Genomic DNA, 18,652 nt, shown 5'->3' with positions numbered 1-18,652 from the left:
ATGTCCTCCAGTCATACCGTTCCGGGTGACGACCAGACAGCGGGCCAGCCGGGCCGAATCGTCATTTCCGTCGATGCGATGGGCGGCGACCGCGGGGCGGTCGCCGTTGTGCTTGGCATGGCCGACAGTCTGGCCCAATGCCCCGACCTCGCCTTTCTTGTCCATGGCAGCGGGCCGGAGCTGACTCAGCTTCTAGCCAAACGTCCCGATTTGGCCGCGCGGACCACCGTTGTTGCCACCGAAGAGGTGGTGTCGATGGAGGACAAGCCAAGCCAGGTGATGCGGCATGGCCAGAAGACCTCGATGTGGTCGGCGATCGACGCGGTGAAGGAAGGTCAGGCACAGGCGGCCGTATCGTGCGGCAATACCGGTGCGCTGATGGCGGTCTCGATGATCCGCCTGCGCAAGCTGCCCGGTGTCAACCGCCCTGCCATCGCCTGCCTCTGGCCGTGCCGCGCGCCGCATGGCTTCGCGGTGATGCTCGACGTGGGCGCCGATGTGAAAGCCGATCCCCAGGACCTGCTGCAATATGCGCTGATGGGTGCGTCCTACGCGCGAAACGGCCTTGGCCTTGCGCGTCCGCGAGTCGGGCTTCTGAATGTCGGCACCGAGGAACACAAGGGCCGGACCGAGATCAAGGAAGCCAACGACCTGATCGGACGGGCGACCGAGGTGGGCGCCTTCGATTATGTCGGTTTCGTCGAGGGCAATGACCTGCCTTCGGGCCGCGTGGACGTGATCGTGACCGACGGTTTCACCGGAAATATCGCCTTGAAGACCGGCGAAGGCACGGCGAAGCTCGTGGGCGATTTCCTCAAGGAAGCCTTCAACGCGACGCTCCTGTCGAAATTCGCGGCCCTCCTCGCGCTCGGCTCGCTGAAGCGGCTGCAGATGCGCATCGACCCGCGCCGGGTGAATGGCGGTGTCTTCCTCGGGCTGAACGGCACCGTGGTGAAATCGCATGGCTCGGCCGATGCGACCGGGGTTTCGGCCGCGATCCAGCTTGCGCGGCGACTGGCGCTTTCCGGCTTCACCGAACGGCTGAAAGCGCGGGTTGCGTCCGCCGTTCAGCCGGGGCAGGATGCCGCGATGGGCGCGGCTGAAGAGAGCAGAGAACAAGAATGACCATCCGTGCCGTGGTGAAGGGCGTGGGGCACTATTTGCCCGCGCGGACCGTGCCGAACAGCGAGTTTGAAGGTAAGGTCGAGACGAGCGACGAATGGATTCGCGCCCGTACCGGCATCGAACGGCGCCATTTTGCCGCCGAGGGTGAAACCACCTCCGACCTCGGCGCAGCCGCCGCCCGCGCAGCGCTCGCCGACGCGGGTCTGGAGGCAGATGGGCTGGACGCGATCATAGTTGCCACCTCGACCCCGGACCTGACCTTCCCTTCGGTCGCCACCATGGTGCAGGCCAAGATCGGCATGACGCGGGGCTTCGCCTTCGACGTACAGGCGGTCTGCGCAGGCTACGTCTATGCGCTGGCCAATGCCAATGCGCTGATCCTGTCGGGTCAGGCGCGCCGCGTTCTTGTGATCGGCGCCGAGACCTTCAGCCGCATCCTCGATTTCACCGACCGCTCGACTTGCGTCCTTTTCGGCGATGGCGCCGGGGCCGTTGTGCTGGAGGCGCAAGAAGGCACCGGCACCACCGAGGATCGCGGCATCCTGTCGACGGATCTCAATTCCGACGGCAGCTACCGCGAACTTCTCTACGTGGATGGCGGCGTCTCGACCAGCGGTAGCGCCGGACATCTCAGGATGCAGGGCAATCAGGTCTTCCGCCATGCCGTTGAAAAGCTTGCCGAAACCGCGCACACCGCGCTTGCCAAGGTCGGGCTTGATGGCGGCGACGTCGACTGGATCGTGCCGCATCAGGCCAATATCCGTATCATCGAGGGCACGGCGAAGCGCATGCAGGTACCGATGGAGCGTGTGGTGGTTACCGTGCAGGATCATGGTAACACCTCTGCCGCCTCTATCCCGCTTGCCCTGTCGGTCGGCAAGGAACGCGGCCAGATCAAAGAGGGCGATCTGCTGGTCACCGAGGCGATTGGCGGCGGCCTTGCCTGGGGATCGGTCGTTCTCCGCTGGTGAAACACCGCCTGAAAGGCGCTTTCCAAGTCATTGATATTGACTCGGAAATTCAATGCCCCCAATCTCACTCCCAGCAAAGAACGTGGCGCGCACGCATTTCGGGGGGAGTCATGGGTGAAAAGACCCTTACGCGGATGGATCTGAGCGAGGCTGTCTACAATTCCGTCGGCCTCTCTCGCAATGAATCGGCCCAGCTGGTGGAAAGCGTCCTGCAGCATATGTCGGATGCGCTCGTGTCCGGCGAGACGGTGAAGATTTCGTCCTTCGGCACCTTTTCGGTCCGCGCCAAGACCGCGCGCGTCGGCCGCAACCCCAAGACCGGCGAGGAAGTGCCGATCCATCCGCGCAGGGTGCTGACCTTCCGGCCCTCCCACCTGATGAAGGATCGCGTGGCCGCCGGGAACAAGCGCTGAGGCGGGTGAATGTCGAAATCGGCAGAAGCCTTCCGCACGATCAGCGAGGTCGCCGAGCATCTCGACACGCCCGCGCATGTGCTGCGCTTCTGGGAAAGCCGCTTTTCGCAGATCAAGCCGGTGAAACGGGCGGGTGGTCGGCGCTATTACCGCCCCGCCGATGTGGCGCTTCTGTCGGGCATAAAGAAGCTCTTGCATGAAGACGGGCTGACGATCCGCGGTGTGCAGAAGCTGCTGCGCGAACAGGGGGTACGGCAGATTGCCGGGCTCGCCGACGGAACTACCGAACTTGAAGCCACCCCCGCCACGCCGCGTCGTCTGGACCGGATTGATCGGGATCTGCCGAACGAGGAGCCTGCCTCGCCAGACGAGATGCTTGCCTCCGACGACCGCAGCACCGCTGAAGCGGGCCTCAGGGCCGATCCCGTCTCACCCGCGAGACCGAGCGTCACCGAGGCGGCCGAAAGCCGAGCGGACCTGCAGCGCGCCCGCGAGGCAGAACGGGCCCGCGCCGCGCCGCTGGCGCCAGAAAGCCATTTCGACCCCGCGCGTGCCGAGGGCGACTGGATTCCTGCCGCCGCCATGTTGCGCGCCATGACCCAGCATCACGCACAATCGAGGCGCGAGGAACTGCGCACGGTCTACCTCAAACTCAGCGCTCTTTACGAGCGACGCCTCGCGCGCCGGTCCTGAGAGGCCACGCCTTATCAATGCGTTTTGCCGCTTGCCCCCACCCTGCCCTTCGGCCTATAGAGCCCCCTGTCGGGCCGTGGCGCAGCCTGGTTAGCGCGTCCGTCTGGGGGGCGGAAGGTCGTGAGTTCGAATCTCACCGGCCCGACCATTTCGACAAAGGCCCATCCCTGAAACGGGGTGGGCCTTGACGTATCCGGAGGGGAAGATGGCAGGCATCGGCGTCCTTGCCGACGGGGCGATCCGCGCGATGATCGGCGCAGGCCAGATCACGGCCGATCCGGCCGTGACCGACGCGCAGGTGCAGCCCGCGAGCCTTGATCTTCGACTCGGGACGGTTGCCTACCGTGTGCGCGCCTCGTTTCTGGCCGGTCACGACCGTACCGTGTCCGAACGGATCGCCGAGTTTGAAATGCACCGCGTTGATCTTTCGGCGGGAGCGGTCCTTGAGAAAGGCTGCGTCTATGTCGTGCCGCTGATGGAGCGGCTGGCACTACCCAAGGGCGTGACGGCGGTGGCGAATGCCAAGAGTTCTACCGGCCGCCTTGACCTTCTGACCCGCACCATCACCGACGGCGGGGTCGAGTTCGACCGGATCGGAGAGGGCTACGACGGCCCGCTCTATGCGGAAATCTGTCCGCGTTCCTTCTCTGTCCTCGTCCGGCCCGGCATGCGTCTGAACCAGATCCGCTTCCGTCAGGGACAGGCCATTCTCTCCGACACCGAACTTGCCGCCCTTCATGCCCGCGAGCCGCTCGTCGATGGCGAGGCTCTGATTTCGGAAGGCCTCGGCTTCTCGGTCGACCTCTCGCCTTGGGATGGCGATCTCGTCGGCTACCGGGCCAAGCCCCATACCGGTGTCATCGACCTCGACCGGATCGGCCAGTATGCGCCCGCTGATTTCTGGGAGGAAGTGCACACCCGCGAAGGCCGCATCATCCTCGACCCTGGCGCCTTCTATATTCTCGTGAGCCGTGAGGCGGTGACGATCCCGCCCGACCATGCCGCCGAAATGGCGCCCTACCTTGCGATGGTCGGCGAATTCCGGGTGCATTATGCGGGTTTCTTCGACCCGGGCTTCGGCCATGGCGCGGCGGGCGGGCGCGGCTCGCGTGGCGTGCTGGAGGTGCGCTGCCACGAGGCGCCGTTCGTTCTGGAACACGGCCAGGTGGTGGGGCGTCTCGTCTATGAACGGATGCAGGCGCCTCCGGAGCGGCTCTACGGCGCGGGCATCGCCTCGAACTATCAGGGTCAGGGCCTGAAACTGTCCAAACATTTCCGAATGTGAGCCGGGCCAGCCATTGCCAGTGTCCGGCAGTTGGCCATACTGCGGAAGAGTTCAGGGAGGTACCCGATGGCTGAGACGACCAACACCAAGGCCGCCCCGGAAAAGTCCGATCCGGACGTAATCCCCTTCGTGGGCGAGATCACCAAATATCTCGACACCGAAGCGCCCGACGACGTCCGCGAGGCGATCGCCAAGGGCCGCAAGAAAGATATTCTGGCCAAGTCCTATCCCTATCCGCGCGAGATGGACGGCAAGGACTATGACGCGCATATGGAGAAGCTTCAGGTCGAGCTGGTGAAGATGCTCCACGATCTGCGCACCACCGGCAAGCGGCTGATGGTTCTGTTCGAGGGGCGCGATGCCGCGGGCAAGGGCGGCGCCATCGAGCGGATGCGCGAGAATCTCAACCCGCGTTCGGCCTATATTGTCGCGCTCTCGAAGCCGACCGAGCGCGAGGCGAGCCAATGGTATTTTCAGCGCTATACCGACTGGCTGCCTGCGGCAGGCGAGATCGCGCTTTTCGACCGGTCCTGGTACAACCGCGGCGTAGTGGAGCAGGTCTTCGGTTTCTGTACGCCCGCGCAGCGCAAGCTCTTCTTCCGGCAATTGCCGGATTTCGAGCGGATGCTGATCGACGAGGGGATCGTGCTGGTGAAGCTCTGGCTGAACGTCGGCCGGGCCGAACAGCTTCGCCGCTTCCTCGCGCGCGAGAAAGACCCGCTGAAACAATGGAAGCTCAGCTGGATCGACGTCGAGGGGCTGAAGCGCTGGGACGCCTATAGCGAGGCGATCGACGAGACACTGAAGAAGACCCACAGCAAGGAAGCGCCCTGGACGGTGATCCGCGCCGATGACAAGGCGCGCGCGCGCATTGCCGCGATCCAGACGGTGCTGAACGCGGTCGATTATCACCGCAAGGACCGGGAGGCGATCGGCAAGGTCGACGACAAGATCTGCGGGGGTCCCGGCATTCTCGATGGCTAAGGCAGGCTATCATCACGGCAACCTGCGCCAGGCGTTGATCGAGGCGACCTTGCGGCTGATCGAGGCGCAGGGGCCGCAGGGCTTCACCCTGTCGGACGCGGCCAAGACCGCAGGCGTGACGCCCGCCGCCGTCTACCGCCATTTCGCGGGGCGCGAGGATCTGATCGCCGAATGCGCGCGCCAGGGCTTTGAGATTTTCGCCGATCTGATGGACCATGCCTATAACGGCGGCAAGCCCACGGCGCTGCGCGCCTTTGAAGCGACGGGGCGGGCCTATCTTGCCTTCGCCCGAAAATTCCCCGGCCATTACATGGCGATGTTCGAAAGCGGCCTGAACCTGAACCGCGACCCCGACCTCGCCCGCGCCTCGAACCGCGCACAGACGGTGCTCGCGCGCGCGGCCGAGGCCCTATCGGAACAGCTGCCGCCGGGCCGCCGTCCGCCCGCCGCGATGTTTGCGGCGCATATCTGGGCAATGAGCCATGGTGTGGTCGAGCTCTTCGCGCGCGGCACGCCGGGAAGCCGCGCCCCCTTCCCGCCCGAAGACCTGCTGGAAGCCGGGATCGGCATCTATCTGCGCGGCCTCGGGCTCATCAAGCCGGACGGCTGAGCGGCTCTTCGCCCGTTGCCGGGCTCATCGCTCGGTCAGACGCCAAGACAGCGAAGAGCGCTGCAAGGCGCGATGAGCGGCCCGGCCCGCGCCTCAGGGCGCCGGGCAGGACCAGTCGGTCACGGTGAAATAGGACGAGTCGTAGGTCTCGGCATCATGAAGCCAGAGCGCACGGTCCTCGTCCCAGCGGTTCACGTATTCCCAGACGATTTTGCCTGCGGGCGTCACCTCGAAGGCGCGGCCCTCTTGTGCTGCGGTGATCATCATGTTGCCGCCCGGTTGGGTCTGATGGGTCGAACGTTCCGGCGAGAAGAAGAACTGGCCATCCCGCCCGCCATAAAGCACGCGCGACTGCCCGCTCGCCACGTCGATCTGCCAGACCCGCGAGCCGCCCGCGACCGATCCGTCGCGCGTCTCGTCGGAGTGATTGTCGAAGACGGTGATCCTGCCGCCTGCCTCGAAATCCGGGTCATGCTGGCGGACGAACGGTCCGACCTTCCACCATTTGATCTTGGTGACAGAGGCGTCCGTCACCAGGATCATGTTGCGGTTCCGAAGCGACAGAAGCAGATCGCCTGCCTGAAACATCGGGAAATCGGGGGCAAGCGCGGGCGACAGTTCCTCAACCTCATTGAGGTGGAATTCGCCGTTCACCCGCGTCTTGAACGCGCCGGTCGACGACAGCCAGGCCTCCATCCCATTCTCGATCATCAGGGTGGTCAGCGCCTTTTCGAAGGTCTTGTTGCCGTCCTCGTCGAACTTGAAAACAAGGTCTTCCCAATAGGGCCCCTCGAACGGCCAGGGGATATCGCCGCCCTCGATGTAGCGGCCGCCAGACACGACGATTCCACCGTCGGCCATCCAGTTCGGGCTGTGATGGGTGATGTCATGCGTCGCCCATTTCACCCCGCCGCACCGGTCCATGCGAACCAGCCCACCGCTTTCAAAGGAGACGACCACATCACCTTCGGGCGTGATGATCGTGCCATGGGTAATCGCGTTCCAGTCGGTCATCGGCGGCTGGCGGAAGAAGGACGGATCATCATAGATCGTATGCGCCTTGAAGGCCCATTCCGCCAGAACTGTGCCGTCGCGCTTCATCAGCCGCGCCTTATTGTCATCGCCGAGAAAGCCAGACAGAAGGATCAGATCGTCCGCCTTCGCGCCCTCATTTACCGTCACACCGCTGCCCGGATGCCGTGACGGTACAAGGAAGTGAATAGGCTCGGTACCGCGCAGGTTGGGCATCTCCTCCCAGATCGTCTTGGCATTATCGAGCGTACCCCAGACCGTGCGGTAAAGCCCCATGTCGCGCTTGACCGAGGCCATGCCGACCACGAGCGACCCGCCCACAACCAGTGCGGCCGCGCCCGCGTAGAAAACCGCTTTCGAAAAATCCATATCTACCCCCTGCCCCGGATCAGGACTTGCCGAGAATGGCTTTGGCGATGCCGACAAGGTCGATGACCGTGCGGTCCGACCAGCTTTCGGGCCAATGCGCCCCGCGTCCGAACAGCACCGGGCGCGGCGTCGCCAGCAACGATGCGCCGGTGTCGATGGGCAGGCGCTGCGTCCGGTGTGCCTCGAACAGAGCCATGTCGCGGATAAAGAGCCCGTAGCCATCGTAGCTGTCGAAAAGCGTGCCATCGTCGGGCGTCGCATCGGCCAAAGGTTTCAGAACATAGTTGATTGTCTGCCCCTCGGCCTTGGGAAATTCCGAATAGTACCACCAGACCAAGGGTGCGCCGAAGAAGCGCTCGCCCGGTTCGCTCTCGCCATAGCCAATGGGCAGCAGGCGGCCGAAGAGCTCGTGGAACGTATCAAGCGCTTTCGGGTCAAAACCCCTGAACTTTTCGCCCTCGGCAGGCGCGGCGGAGGCATAGCGGGGTCCCTCGGTTGCGATGAAGGCGGCGAAGTCACGGTCGTGATGGTGAAGCCCCACATCCTTCGGCCAGGCGAGCCAGAGCGCGGCAAGAAGGCCAAGCGCCACGGCCAGCTGCGCGCCTGCGCGTTCCATCAGGTCAGACCGCCACATGACGACCAAGGGCGGGATCATCGCCGGAATGAAATGGTGCAGAAGCACCCGGTAGCCCTGAAGGTAGAAGAAAAGGAAGAAGGCAAGCGTCAGAAGCGTCAGCGCCCGGGCCGTCCGGTCCTGCCGCCTCCAGGTCAGGAGAGCAAGCGCGGGCAGAAGCCCGCAAGGCACGGCAAGGAAGGCGAACCGGTTCCAGTCGGTGAAGGCGACGAAGCGCAAACGCTGCACCACCGCCTCGGCCGAGAATTCATTGCCGGGGATCGGCAGGCCAGCGAGTTTCACGACCACAGGCACCAGTACCGAAATCGCCGCCGCGACAGCCAACGTCAGCGCCGCCGTGCGCAGCGCCCCGATCGGGCGCGGCCGTCCAACGAGCCAGACGGCGATCGGCCAGAGCAAGAGCCACAGCCCACCGGTCGGGATCGACAGATGCGCCATCACGCCCGCGGTCACCATCAGGGCGCGGCGGTTGTCGAGGAAGGCGAGGATGTAGCCCATGAACGCGACCATCGCCAAAGTCTCGCGCGCGGCAGGCATAGGGCTGTCGCCGAACCAGGCGTGATAGCCGCCGGAGTAGATATTGGCGAAGGCATAAAGCCCCAGAGCAGCCATCAGCAAAAGGTGGTCGGCTGGCCGCAGCTCCGCGCCCGGCCTTCCGTGGCGGATGAGGGCGGTGAGCACCGGATAAAGCAGCGCCAGCGCCGTCAGCGTAAGGATGCGGACCGAGAATTCCCACTCGCCCCAGAGCCGCACGAACCAGCTGTCGGGGATCACGAAAAGGAACGAGGTCAGCCCCGGCGCCTGCTGGATCACGCCTGCCTCGGGCGACCAGAAGGGCCAATGGCTATGGATGAGGTTGCGGGTGAATTGCAGCGAACCCGACCCGTCGCCCGAAAAGTTCTCCCAGTAGAATTTCGGCGCCATCAGGATCAGCGCTACCCAGAAGAGAACCGCCGCGGCAAGAAGATCGCCGCCCTGCCCCTTCAGTGACACCCGCAACGGCGTGCCTCCCGCCATCCTGAGCGCCAAAAGGCCGATGCAGGCGCCGTTCAGCCCGCCGATCAGCGCCACGAAGGACGCGCCTGTCAGGCCGCGACCAAGCAGCAGCTCCGCCGCCGTTACCGCCGCCGTATTGACGACCAGCGCGGCGGCAAGCCCGGCGACCAGCCAGTGCGCTGCCCCCTTCTCGCGCCCGAAACCGGCCGCGAGCACCAAACCGGGCGCGAGGAAGAAAAAGCTCGCCGCAAGCGCGGCGGCGGGTGTGACCAGATACAGCGACAAGGCATGCGAGGGAATGAAATAGGGGCGCGGCCCGGCGCCAAGCGCCCAGAGCGAGAGGGTTTCGCGCACCGGCGCTATGGTCAGCGCGGTCACGATACCGGACAGGATCACCAGAAGGGCAAGTCGAAGGGCGGTCTGGTCTGATCTCAGGCGGGCGGCCATCTTACTCTCCCTCTCGCGCGCCGGTCAGCGGCAAGCGGCCGGTCAGCACATAGGATATCAGGACAAAGGCGATCGCCGCCATCGGCAGAACAAGAATTGCCTGCGCGGCATAGGCGCCGACGCCCGACGCGAGAAGCGCGCGTAGCGTCAGCGCATTCAGACCGTAAAGCACCAGATAGGCGGCGATATAGGGCGCAAGGCGGCTCAACCCGCCGGTCCCGAACACAAGCCTTGCGTGGGTCAGATAGTTCCAGATGACGCCCAGCGCGAAAGCGAGCGCTAGCGCCGGTTGCGGCGAAAGGCCAAGCCAGAGGAACAGCCAGTAGAGCCCCAGCCCCACGGCGGTGTTAAGGACGCCGACGCCGAGGAATTTCACGAAACGCAGGCCGTCGCCGCTCATCGGATCAGCCCTTCCGCCCGCAGGGTCGCGGCGACGCCGGAGGCCAGATCGTGCGCGGGGGCAAAGCCTACCTCGCCCCGCAGCCGGGCGATATCGGCCCGGATCAGCGGCGGGTCGTCCGCCGGGCGCGGCCGGGCGCCTAACCGCACCAGATCGGCCGCGCCCACGGCCCCGGCAAAGGCCATGATGACCTCGCGCACCTCGGGCGCCTCGCCCGACGCCACATTCACCGGCCCCTCGACCGGGCTTGCGAGAAGTGCGGCAAGCGCGCGGCCGAGATCTCCGGTCATCAGGAAATCGCGCCTTTGCAGACCGTCGGTGCAATCGACCGCCCGACGGGCGCGCAACCCCGCGATCAGGTCGCCGAAAAGCCGCCCCTCCGCCTCGCCCGGGCCATAGCAGAAAAAGGGCCGCGCCCAGGCAAGCGACAGGTCGAGCGCGGGCGCCGCCGCGACAGCGGCGATGCCGGTCGCGGCCTTGGCCGCACCGTAAAGCGTAGCGGGCCTCAGCGGAGCGTCCTCCGCGAGCGGACCGCGAGCGGCCAGGCTCCAGTCATATTCTGCACAGGACCCGACCAGCACCGCGCGCCTTCCACCAGAAGCGGCGAAGCCGCGCAGAAGATCGAGCGTGGCACCCAGCCAGTCGAGGTTCGCAGGCGACGTCCAGCGGTCTTTCGCGCCGTCATGCCAGGCGAGGTGCAACAGGTGGCTCGGCCGGTGCCGATCCAGACAGGCACGCACTGCCGCCCGGTCAAGACAGTCAAGCGCCACACCCTCCGCGCCCGGCACATCCCCGCCCGCCCGCGAAGCGGCCAGCACGTGAAAACCTGCAGCGCGAAGCGGCCCGACCGTCTGCCGCCCGATCAGCCCGGTGGCCCCGGTCAGAAGGACGACGGGCGCGCTCATACCATTACGGACATATGCGGCACGGCGGTCACGAAGCGAGTGCCCTTCGCCCTCAGGTCCTGCAACTGGTCCATGACCTCGTCCTTGATGTTCCAGGGCAGGATCAGCACGAAATCGGGGCGACGGCGGCGTAGCTCATCCGCGTCAAAGACCGGGATGTGGCTGCCGGGCAGCAGGGTCTTCTGCTTGGCCGGATTGCGGTCGACGCAATAGGCAATCTGGTCCGCCCCGACGCCACAATAGTTCAAAAGCGTATTGCCCTTGGCCGCCGCGCCATAGGCGGCCACGGTCTTGCGGCCGTGATGGGCGGTCATCAGGAAATCGTTCAGCCCGTCGCGCACCGCCTCGCACCGCGCGGTGAAACCCATGTAGCCCTCGGCGCTGTCGAAACGCGCGGCCTTCTCGTCGGCCCGCACCTTGGCGACACCGGGCCGCTCGGCATGGCTTGCGTCCTTGAGGCAGGCATAGACCCGCAGCGAGCCGCCATGGGTTGGCAGTTCCTCGACCTCGAAGACCCTCAACCCTGCGTCGGCGAAGATCTTCTCGACCGCCAGAAGCGACAGGTAGGAATAATGCTCGTGATAGATCGTGTCGAACTGGACCTTCTGGATCAGGTTCAGAAGGTGTGGGAACTCGACCGTATAGACCGCGTCCCCGGTCAGAAGCCGCGCCACGCCCCGCACGAAATCGTTGATGTCGGGCACATGGGCCAGCACGTTGGCCGAACAGATCAGATCGGGCCGCCTGCCTTCGTCGTGTAGCCGCGTGGCAAGCGCCTCGGTCCAGAACTCGACCAATGTCGGCACGCCCTTCTTCTCGGCCTCGGCAGCCGTATTGCCCGAAGGCTCAACGCCGAGGACCGGCACGCCGACCCCCTTGAAATATTGCAGAAGATAGCCGTCGTTCGACGCGATCTCGACCACCAGAGACCGGCCGTTCAGCTTCAGCTCATCCGTCATCTTTGCCGCATAGGCCTTGCAGTGGGCAAGCCAGCTTTCCGAGAAGGAGGAGAAATAGGCATAGTCGCCATGGAAGATGTGATCGGCGGGCACGACATCATCGACCTGAACCAGCCAGCAGCTTTCGCAGACCCGCGCATGCAGGGGATATTTCGCCTCTTCCGCATCCGCCTTCGCCAGCGGAATGTAGGAATTGGCCAGGGGCGACAGGCCAAGATCGACGAGCGTGAGCGTCAGGGGGGCGCCGCATGACCGGCAGTGAGGCTGTGAGGAAAGGGTCATTCTGTCAAAAGGCCTTCGTAAAATGCGAGCTGGCGGTCGCAGAGCGCGGCGGCAGGTTGGCCGGCGGCCCAGCCGCCATACCAGTCGGCGGTCAGTCGGATACACTCATCGAAGCGCAGCGCGGGCACCCAGCCAAGGTCCAGCCGCGCCCGCGTGCAGTCAAGCCGCAGGAGCTTTGCCTCATGGACGGTCGCGCCCGCCTCGTCGGTCACGATGCGCCCCTTGCCCAGCGCTGTCACCACGGCTTCTGCAACTTCGATCACGGCGCGTTCGTCGGTGCGCTCGGGCCCGAAGTTCCAGCCCGAGGCGGCGGCATCATCGCCCGCGGCAAGCCGCTCAGCCACCATCAGATAGCCGCGTAGCGGTTCGAGGACGTGCTGCCAGGGCCGCACCGAGTTCGGGGCGCGCAATGTCACCGCCGCCTCCGGCCCGAGGCAGCCGCGCACGATATCCGGCACCAGCCGGTCCTCGGACCAGTCACCACCGCCGATCACATTGCCCGCCCTAACCGTCGCCACACGCGCCGGATGCGCGCCCGGCCCGCCATGGGGCGCATAGAAGCTTTTCGCCATCGACTGGGCTGCGATCTCGCAGGCACCCTTCGAGGCCGAATAGGGGTCGCGCCCGCCCATCGGGTCGCTTTCGCGGTAACCCCAGATCTGCTCGACATTCTCATAGGCCTTGTCGGACGTGGCGACGACGATTGCCTTGAGGTCCGGGCAGGCCCGCGCCGCATCCAGAAGCTGGACGGTGCCCATCACGTTCGAGGCGAAAGTCTCTACCGGGTCGCGATAGCTGCGGCGGACCAGCGCCTGCGCCGCCAGATGTAGGATCACCTGCGGCCGCGCCTCGCCAAGCGCGGCGTCAAGCGCCGCCCGGTCATTCAGATCGCCATGGACCGAACGAACGGAAGAAAGGCCGAGCAGCGTCCAGAGGTTCGGCTCGGTTTCCGGCGCATGGGCAAAGGCCGTGACCTCGGCGCCCAGGCGCGTCAACCAGGCTGCCGCCCAGGCGCCCTTGAAGCCGGTATGGCCGGTCAGAAAGACCCGCCGTCCTTTCCAGAATTCCCTGTTCACGCCCAGATCTTCCACGGTGCCTTGCCCGACGCCCAATGTTCCTCAAGCTCTTGCCGTTCGCGGATCGTGTCCATCGGCTGCCAGAAACCCTTGTGTTCCCAGGCCATCAGTTCGCCATCGTCGGCAAGGCCGCGCAAGGGCGCCTGTTCCCAGATGGTCTGATCGCCGGAGAGATATTTCGCGACCTTGGGCGACAGGACGAAGAAGCCGCCGTTGATCAGCCCGCCCTCGCCCGCGGGTTTTTCCGAGAAATCATCAACCCGCGCGCCATCAAGATGCAATTGCCCGAAACGGCGCGGCGGCGGTACCGCGGTCACGGTCGCCATCTTGCCATGCGCCTTGTGGAAGGCAACGGCGCCCGAGATATCCACGTCCCCCACCCCGTCGCCATATGTCAGGCAGAAGGCGTCCTCATCCTTCAGATAGGGCATCACACGGCCCAACCTTCCGCCCGTCATACTCTCTTGCCCGGTATCGACGAGCGTCACCTTCCAGGGTTCAGAAGAATTGCGGTGCATCTCCATCGAACCGGTCGACAGATCGACCGTCACGTCCGAGGAATGCATATAGAAGTTGGCGAAATATTCCTTGATCACATAGCCCCGGTAGCCGAGGCAGACGATGAAGTCGGTGATGCCATGGGCGCCGTAGATCTTCATGATATGCCACAGGATCGGCCGACCGCCGATCTCGACCATGGGCTTGGGTATCCGCACGGTCTCTTCAGCAAGCCTGGTGCCAAGCCCCCCGGCGAGGATCACGCATTTCATCTTTCAAACGCCTTCTTTTCAAACCTTTGGCCCGGACCCGCGAAGGGAACCGAAAAGCATACGAATTGCCTGACTTATCCGGCAGAAGCCTTGCAAGCCGCAACAGATTTGTCGGTCAACGATGCCTGCCGAAGCTTAACAGCCGCAATCCGTATCCGGAAAGACGATTGTTTACGCAGATCGAACAAGACAGTGGCGGGGGACTATGCGACCGGGAACAGTCGGGCTAGGGTCCGACCTGATCGGTTTGGGAGGCTTCCCTCATGCAGAGTTTCGTGTTTCGAAAGGTCGAGGTCTGGCTCGTCCTTCTGATCGTGATACTTCTCTGTGCCGGCGCCATCGGCTTCGCGGGGGCGGCGCTCGATGCCGAACGTGGCAAGAACCGGTACGGATCAGTGGGCCGCGCCTCGCTTGCAATCGCCAGCATCCCCGAAGACCTACGCAAGCTGCTTAACGACCGCGAGTCGCTGACCACCATGCAGCAGGGGCGTTTCAGCGATCAGCCCGCCGGTTGGATGTTGTCGCCAGGCGCAGCGCCATTGCCGGGTTATCTTCTGCTGTCGCGCCACGATGGCGAGGGGCGCCATCATGTCGTCGAACTCGTATCCTTGGCGGACGGCAACACCCTGCATCGCTGGCAACCCTCGGCCGCTTCGCTTCTTGCGGGCGCGCCGCGCACGTCGCCCCATGTCGATACCACCCATTGGGACGATGCCCATTTGCGCGCCATTCATCCGCTGCTCATGCCGGACGGGTCGCTCATCATCAAGGATCACGAAACCTTCGCGACGCGTATCGACGCCTGCGGCCGCCTGCTCTGGCGGCAGGACCAGATGATCGTTCATCACTCGACCGAAAGTGACGGCGAGGGTGGTTTCTGGATCCCGGGCCTCATAGAGCCGTCGACCTTCGACGATGTGGAAGAGGGCTGGCGCGAGGACGCGCTGGTTCACTTCGACGAAGACGGCAGCATCTTGAAGGTCATATCGCTCGCTCAGGTGCTTGTTGATCATGGCCGCGACTGGGCGCTGTTCAACGCCAGCCACCGCAAGCGCGATCCGGTGCACCTGAACGATATCGAGCCGGTTCTCACCGATGGCCCCTACTGGAAGAAGGGCGATCTTTTCCTTTCGATGCGCCACACATCCGAGATCCTGCTCTACCGCCCGTCCACGAACGAGATCCTCTGGTCGCAACAGGGGCCCTGGCTGGCCCAGCATGATGTCGATGTGCTCGACGATCATCGCATTTCGATCTTCGACAATCACGCCTATGACCGCGGCAAGGGCCCGCGGATCGATGTTGCCAGCAGGGTCGTCATTTTCGATTTTGCCACCGGTCAGATCACCATGCCCTGGAAAGCCGCGCTCGATCGGCTTGAGATGCGGACCGTGTCCGAGGGGCTGCAGACGATCCTGCCCGATGGCGGCCTGATGGTCGAAGAGGAGAATGCCGGCCGTATCCTCTTTCTCGCGCCGGACGGGGCGCTGCGCGCCCAGTTCATCAACCGTGCGCCAAACGGCAAGACCTATCGCCTTGGCTGGAGCCGTTGGATCGACCCCGATTTGGGTCAGGAGGTACTCCGGCATCTGAAGGCACAGGATTGCGCGGGACCACCCGCACTTGACGCTTCCTCTGGCTGACATTCTCGGCGCAACACAATCGGACCCTGCCCAATCTGGAACAATCAATGGAAAAATTCCTTTTCTCGAAAGTCGAAACCTGGATCGTTCTGCTTCTGGCCATTCTGGCCGTTGTATGTTCGATCCTGTTTGCCGCGCTCGCGCTCGACAAGGCGCGCGAAAAGCACCGGACCGGGGCGCTTGGCACCGCTGCGCTGACGATCGCGGAAATGCCACAGACGCTCCTCGACTGGACGAAGCAGAAGGATGCCCGCTTGGCCGGGCGCACGCAGGAATTCGAGGGCAAGGCGGGCTGGTGGCTGTCGCCCGCGCTTCAGACCGCACCGATCGACGGCTATCTTCTTTTGTCGCGCGCCAAGATCGAGGCCGACCAGAATGTGGTCGAACTTCTCGACCTTAGCGATTTCACCGTCAAGCACACGTGGCTGCCGAATGCCGACGAATTCTTTGAAGGCGTCCGGCGCGATTTCCAAATCACCAAGATGGATCGCTGGAACCGCGAACTTTTCGAGCCGGTCCACCCCTTGATGTTTGAGAACGGTGATCTGATCGTGAAGGATCACCAGTCACCCATGGCGCGGATCGACGCCTGCGGGCGGACGCTCTGGGTCAATTCCGACCGCAACTATCACCATTCACTGGAACTGGCGCTGGACGGCACCATGTGGGTGCCCTCGGTCATCGACCCGCCGAACGAGGAATATGGTCCGAAATTCTTCGAGGATGGCCTCGTGAACATAACGGTCGACGGCAAGGTGCTCTCGGAAGTCTCTCTGGCGCGGGTGCTGGAGAAGAACGGGATGATGGCCATGGCCTTCACCTCGGGCAGCTACGTAAGCGACGCGATCCACCTCAATGACATCCAGCCGGTACCCGGTGACGGGCCCTACTGGAAGGCGGGCGATGTCTTCCTGTCGGCGCGGCATCTGTCGATGGTCATGCTCTACCGGCCGTCCACCCAGAAGATCGTCTGGTGGAAGATCGGCCCCTGGCTGGCGCAGCATGACGTGAACATCCTTGACGATCACCGGATCGCCATCTTCGACAACAATGCCTACGACCGCGGCAAGGGCTGGTATATCGACGGGGTGAACGAGGTGATGGTCTATGATTTCGCGACCGACACGATCACCACGCCCTATCACGAGACAATGAAGGCAGAAAATGTGCTTTCGGTGACCGAGGGCCTCGTCGATTTCACCGACAACGGCCATGTTATCGTCGAGGAGGAAAACCGCGGCCGTATCCTGATCCTTGACCCTCAGGGCCAGAAGGTGGCGGAGTTTGTGAACCGCGGTCCCGATGGCCAGGTCTACGGAATGTCGTGGAGCCGCTGGATCCCGCGCGCGCTGGGCGATGCGGGGCTGAAATCGATCCAGGCCGCCGCCTGCCCGAGCTGACGCCCGGGCCGGTCAGTCTTTCAGGCGGAAGCGCTGAATCTTGCCGGTCTGGGTCTTGGGCAGGGCTTCGGTGAATCGGACGCGGCGGGGATATTTGTAAGGCGCAATCACCGCCTTCACGTGATCCTGCAAGGCCTTGATCAGGCTTTCACTTCCGCTCTGACCGGCTGTGAGCACCACATGCGCCTCGACGATTTGGCCGCGCTCCTCGTCCGCAGCGCCAATCACCGCGCATTCCAGGACGGCGGGGTGGGACAGGAGCGCCGCCTCGACCTCGGGCCCGGCGATATTGTAGCCCGCGCTCACGATCATGTCGTCATTGCGCGCGGCAAAGTGGAAATAGCCCTCCTCGTCCTGCCAGAAAGCGTCGCCGGTGATGTTCCAGCCGTTCTGCACATATTTCCCTTGCCGGTCGTCGGCCATGTAGCGGCAGCCCGTCGGGCCCCGCACCGCGAGCCGCCCGACCTCGCCACGCGGCTTCTCCCGGCCCTCCTCGTCGACGATCCGCGCCTGATAACCGGTCACAGGGCGCCCCGTGCAGGCCGGACGGTGATCATCGAAACGGTTCGTGATGAAGATATGCAGCATCTCGGTCGCGCCGATGCCGTCGAGCATCGGCTTGCCGGTCTTGTCCCTCCATTCCTCATAGACCGGCGCGGGCAGCGTCTCGCCCGCACTCACGGCGGCACGCAGCGACGACAGGTCCGCCCCCTCCGCCATCGCCTTCAGCATCACCCGGTAAGCCGTTGGAGCGGTGAAACAAACCGTGGCCTTCAGGCTCTGGATGATCTCGATCATGTTGGGTGGTGTCGCCTGTTCCAAGAGCGCCGCCGCCGCACCGAAGCGCAGGGGGAAGACCGCAAGCCCGCCAAGGCCGAAAGTGAAGGCAAGGGGCGGCGAGCCCACGAACACATCCTCGGGCGTGACCTTCAGCACTTCCTTGGCATATCCGTCGGCGATGATCATCAGATCGCGGTGGAAATGCATTGTGGCCTTCGGCTCGCCCGTGGTTCCCGAGGTGAAGCCCAGAAGAGCCACATCGTCGCGCCCCGTCTCGACCGCCTGATAGCGGACGGATTTCGACAAAGCGATCCGGTCAAGCTCGGCATCGTGGTTCGCAGTCCCGTCGAAGCCGATCACGGTCTTGAGAAACTGCGAATCTTTCGCGCAGGCGACCAGTTCCTCCATCAGACGGGTGTCACAGAGCGCATGGCTGATCTCGGCCTTGTCGACGATCTTGCCCAGTTCGCCCGCGCGCAGCATCGGCATCGTATTGACGACGACAGCACCGGCCTTGGTCGCGCCCAGCCAACAGGCGACCATCGCCGGATTGTTCGCCGACCGGATCAGCACGCGATTTCCGGGCTTTACGCCATAATCCTCAGCCAAAGCGTGGGCGATCCGGTTCGACCAGTCGGCCAGCTCCTTGTAGGTCCGGATGCGCCCGTTGCCGATCAGCGCGGTATGATCGCCGAAGCCCTTCTCGACCATCCGGTCGGTCAGCTCGACCGCCGCATTCAGCCGGTCTGGATAGTCGAACCCGTCAAGCAGCAAGTCCGGCCACTGGCCCTCGGGCGGCAGCCGGTCGCGCGCGAATGTATCGACATGGGCCGATGGTCCCAGCATTCCTTCCTCCCTTCGCGTCCCCCTCCCCGGGG

17 protein-coding genes and 1 tRNA gene are annotated in these 18,652 nt (G+C 64.3%); 10 read left to right on the top strand and 8 right to left on the bottom strand.

The window, feature by feature from the left end; genetic code table 11:
- From plsX to OU426_RS00280, 8 genes are all read left to right on the top strand, one after another.
- Nucleotides 1-1,125 (top strand): phosphate acyltransferase PlsX, encoded by a 1,125-nt coding sequence (plsX, locus tag OU426_RS00315; protein WP_267631835.1) that lies wholly within the window; start codon nt 1-3, stop codon nt 1,123-1,125.
- Complete coding sequence (locus tag OU426_RS00310) at nt 1,122-2,096, top strand: beta-ketoacyl-ACP synthase III (RefSeq protein WP_267631834.1); 975 nt, start codon at nt 1,122-1,124, stop codon at nt 2,094-2,096. Before plsX ends, OU426_RS00310 begins: the two co-directional genes overlap by 4 nt.
- A 110-nt stretch (nt 2,097-2,206) precedes the next feature.
- Nucleotides 2,207-2,509: an integration host factor subunit alpha gene (gene ihfA / locus OU426_RS00305; RefSeq protein WP_267631833.1), complete on the top strand. Its 303-nt coding sequence runs from the start codon at nt 2,207-2,209 to the stop codon at nt 2,507-2,509.
- A gap of 9 nt (nt 2,510-2,518) precedes the next feature.
- Nucleotides 2,519-3,202, top strand: a complete 684-nt coding sequence (locus OU426_RS00300) for a MerR family transcriptional regulator (RefSeq protein WP_267631832.1) — start codon at nt 2,519-2,521, stop codon at nt 3,200-3,202.
- 70 nt (nt 3,203-3,272) lie between these two features.
- A tRNA-Pro gene (locus tag OU426_RS00295) sits at nt 3,273-3,350 on the top strand.
- 57 nt (nt 3,351-3,407) lie between these two features.
- Nucleotides 3,408-4,487 (top strand): 2'-deoxycytidine 5'-triphosphate deaminase, encoded by a 1,080-nt coding sequence (locus OU426_RS00290; RefSeq protein WP_267631831.1) that lies wholly within the window; start codon nt 3,408-3,410, stop codon nt 4,485-4,487.
- Between the two features lie 66 nt (nt 4,488-4,553).
- Complete coding sequence (gene ppk2, locus OU426_RS00285; protein WP_267631830.1) at nt 4,554-5,471, top strand: polyphosphate kinase 2; 918 nt, start codon at nt 4,554-4,556, stop codon at nt 5,469-5,471.
- On the top strand, nt 5,464-6,081 hold the full coding sequence (locus OU426_RS00280) for a TetR/AcrR family transcriptional regulator (RefSeq protein WP_267631829.1): 618 nt from the start codon (nt 5,464-5,466) through the stop codon (nt 6,079-6,081). The genes ppk2 and OU426_RS00280 overlap by 8 nt, the downstream gene beginning before the upstream one ends.
- A gap of 93 nt (nt 6,082-6,174) precedes the next feature.
- Here the strand turns inward: OU426_RS00280 and OU426_RS00275 are convergent, their stop codons facing one another.
- The 7 genes from OU426_RS00275 to rfbF are packed head-to-tail and all read right to left on the bottom strand — an operon-like array spanning nt 6,175 to nt 13,951.
- Nucleotides 6,175-7,482, bottom strand: a complete 1,308-nt coding sequence (locus OU426_RS00275; RefSeq protein WP_267631828.1) for an arylsulfotransferase family protein — start codon at nt 7,480-7,482, stop codon at nt 6,175-6,177.
- Nucleotides 7,483-7,501: 19 nt separating this feature from the next.
- Nucleotides 7,502-9,559, bottom strand: a complete 2,058-nt coding sequence (locus tag OU426_RS00270) for a hypothetical protein (protein WP_267631827.1) — start codon at nt 9,557-9,559, stop codon at nt 7,502-7,504.
- Between the two features lies 1 nt (nt 9,560).
- On the bottom strand, nt 9,561-9,959 hold the full coding sequence (locus tag OU426_RS00265) for a GtrA family protein (protein ID WP_267631826.1): 399 nt from the start codon (nt 9,957-9,959) through the stop codon (nt 9,561-9,563).
- Nucleotides 9,956-10,864, bottom strand: a complete 909-nt coding sequence (locus OU426_RS00260; RefSeq protein WP_267631825.1) for an NAD-dependent epimerase/dehydratase family protein — start codon at nt 10,862-10,864, stop codon at nt 9,956-9,958. The genes OU426_RS00265 and OU426_RS00260 overlap by 4 nt, the downstream gene beginning before the upstream one ends.
- Complete coding sequence (locus OU426_RS00255; protein WP_267631823.1) at nt 10,861-12,105, bottom strand: class I SAM-dependent methyltransferase; 1,245 nt, start codon at nt 12,103-12,105, stop codon at nt 10,861-10,863. The genes OU426_RS00260 and OU426_RS00255 overlap by 4 nt, the downstream gene beginning before the upstream one ends.
- Entirely contained in the window at nt 12,102-13,181 is a 1,080-nt protein-coding gene (rfbG, locus tag OU426_RS00250; RefSeq protein WP_267631822.1) for a CDP-glucose 4,6-dehydratase, read from the bottom strand. Before rfbG ends, OU426_RS00255 begins: the two co-directional genes overlap by 4 nt.
- Nucleotides 13,178-13,951 (bottom strand): glucose-1-phosphate cytidylyltransferase, encoded by a 774-nt coding sequence (rfbF, locus tag OU426_RS00245; protein ID WP_267631820.1) that lies wholly within the window; start codon nt 13,949-13,951, stop codon nt 13,178-13,180. Before rfbF ends, rfbG begins: the two co-directional genes overlap by 4 nt.
- Before the next feature lie 263 nt (nt 13,952-14,214).
- Between rfbF and OU426_RS00240 the strand changes: the two genes are divergently transcribed.
- Nucleotides 14,215-15,594 carry an arylsulfotransferase family protein gene (locus OU426_RS00240; protein ID WP_267631819.1) on the top strand — a complete coding sequence of 460 codons (1,380 nt, stop codon included), beginning with the start codon at nt 14,215-14,217 and terminating at the stop codon, nt 15,592-15,594.
- 47 nt (nt 15,595-15,641) lie between these two features.
- The gene (locus OU426_RS00235) at nt 15,642-16,994 is read left to right on the top strand and encodes an arylsulfotransferase family protein (RefSeq protein ID WP_267631818.1); all 1,353 of its coding nucleotides are present in this window, start codon (nt 15,642-15,644) and stop codon (nt 16,992-16,994) included.
- A gap of 12 nt (nt 16,995-17,006) precedes the next feature.
- Here OU426_RS00235 and OU426_RS00230 read toward each other — a convergent pair whose 3' ends face one another.
- The gene (locus tag OU426_RS00230; RefSeq protein ID WP_267631817.1) at nt 17,007-18,620 is read right to left on the bottom strand and encodes an AMP-binding protein; all 1,614 of its coding nucleotides are present in this window, start codon (nt 18,618-18,620) and stop codon (nt 17,007-17,009) included.
- Nucleotides 18,621-18,652: the final 32 nt, after the last annotated feature.

The organism is Frigidibacter sp. RF13, from assembly GCF_026626305.1.
Taxonomy (GTDB): domain Bacteria; phylum Pseudomonadota; class Alphaproteobacteria; order Rhodobacterales; family Rhodobacteraceae; genus TMP-24.
This window is presented reverse-complemented; position numbering and strand designations above follow the sequence as displayed.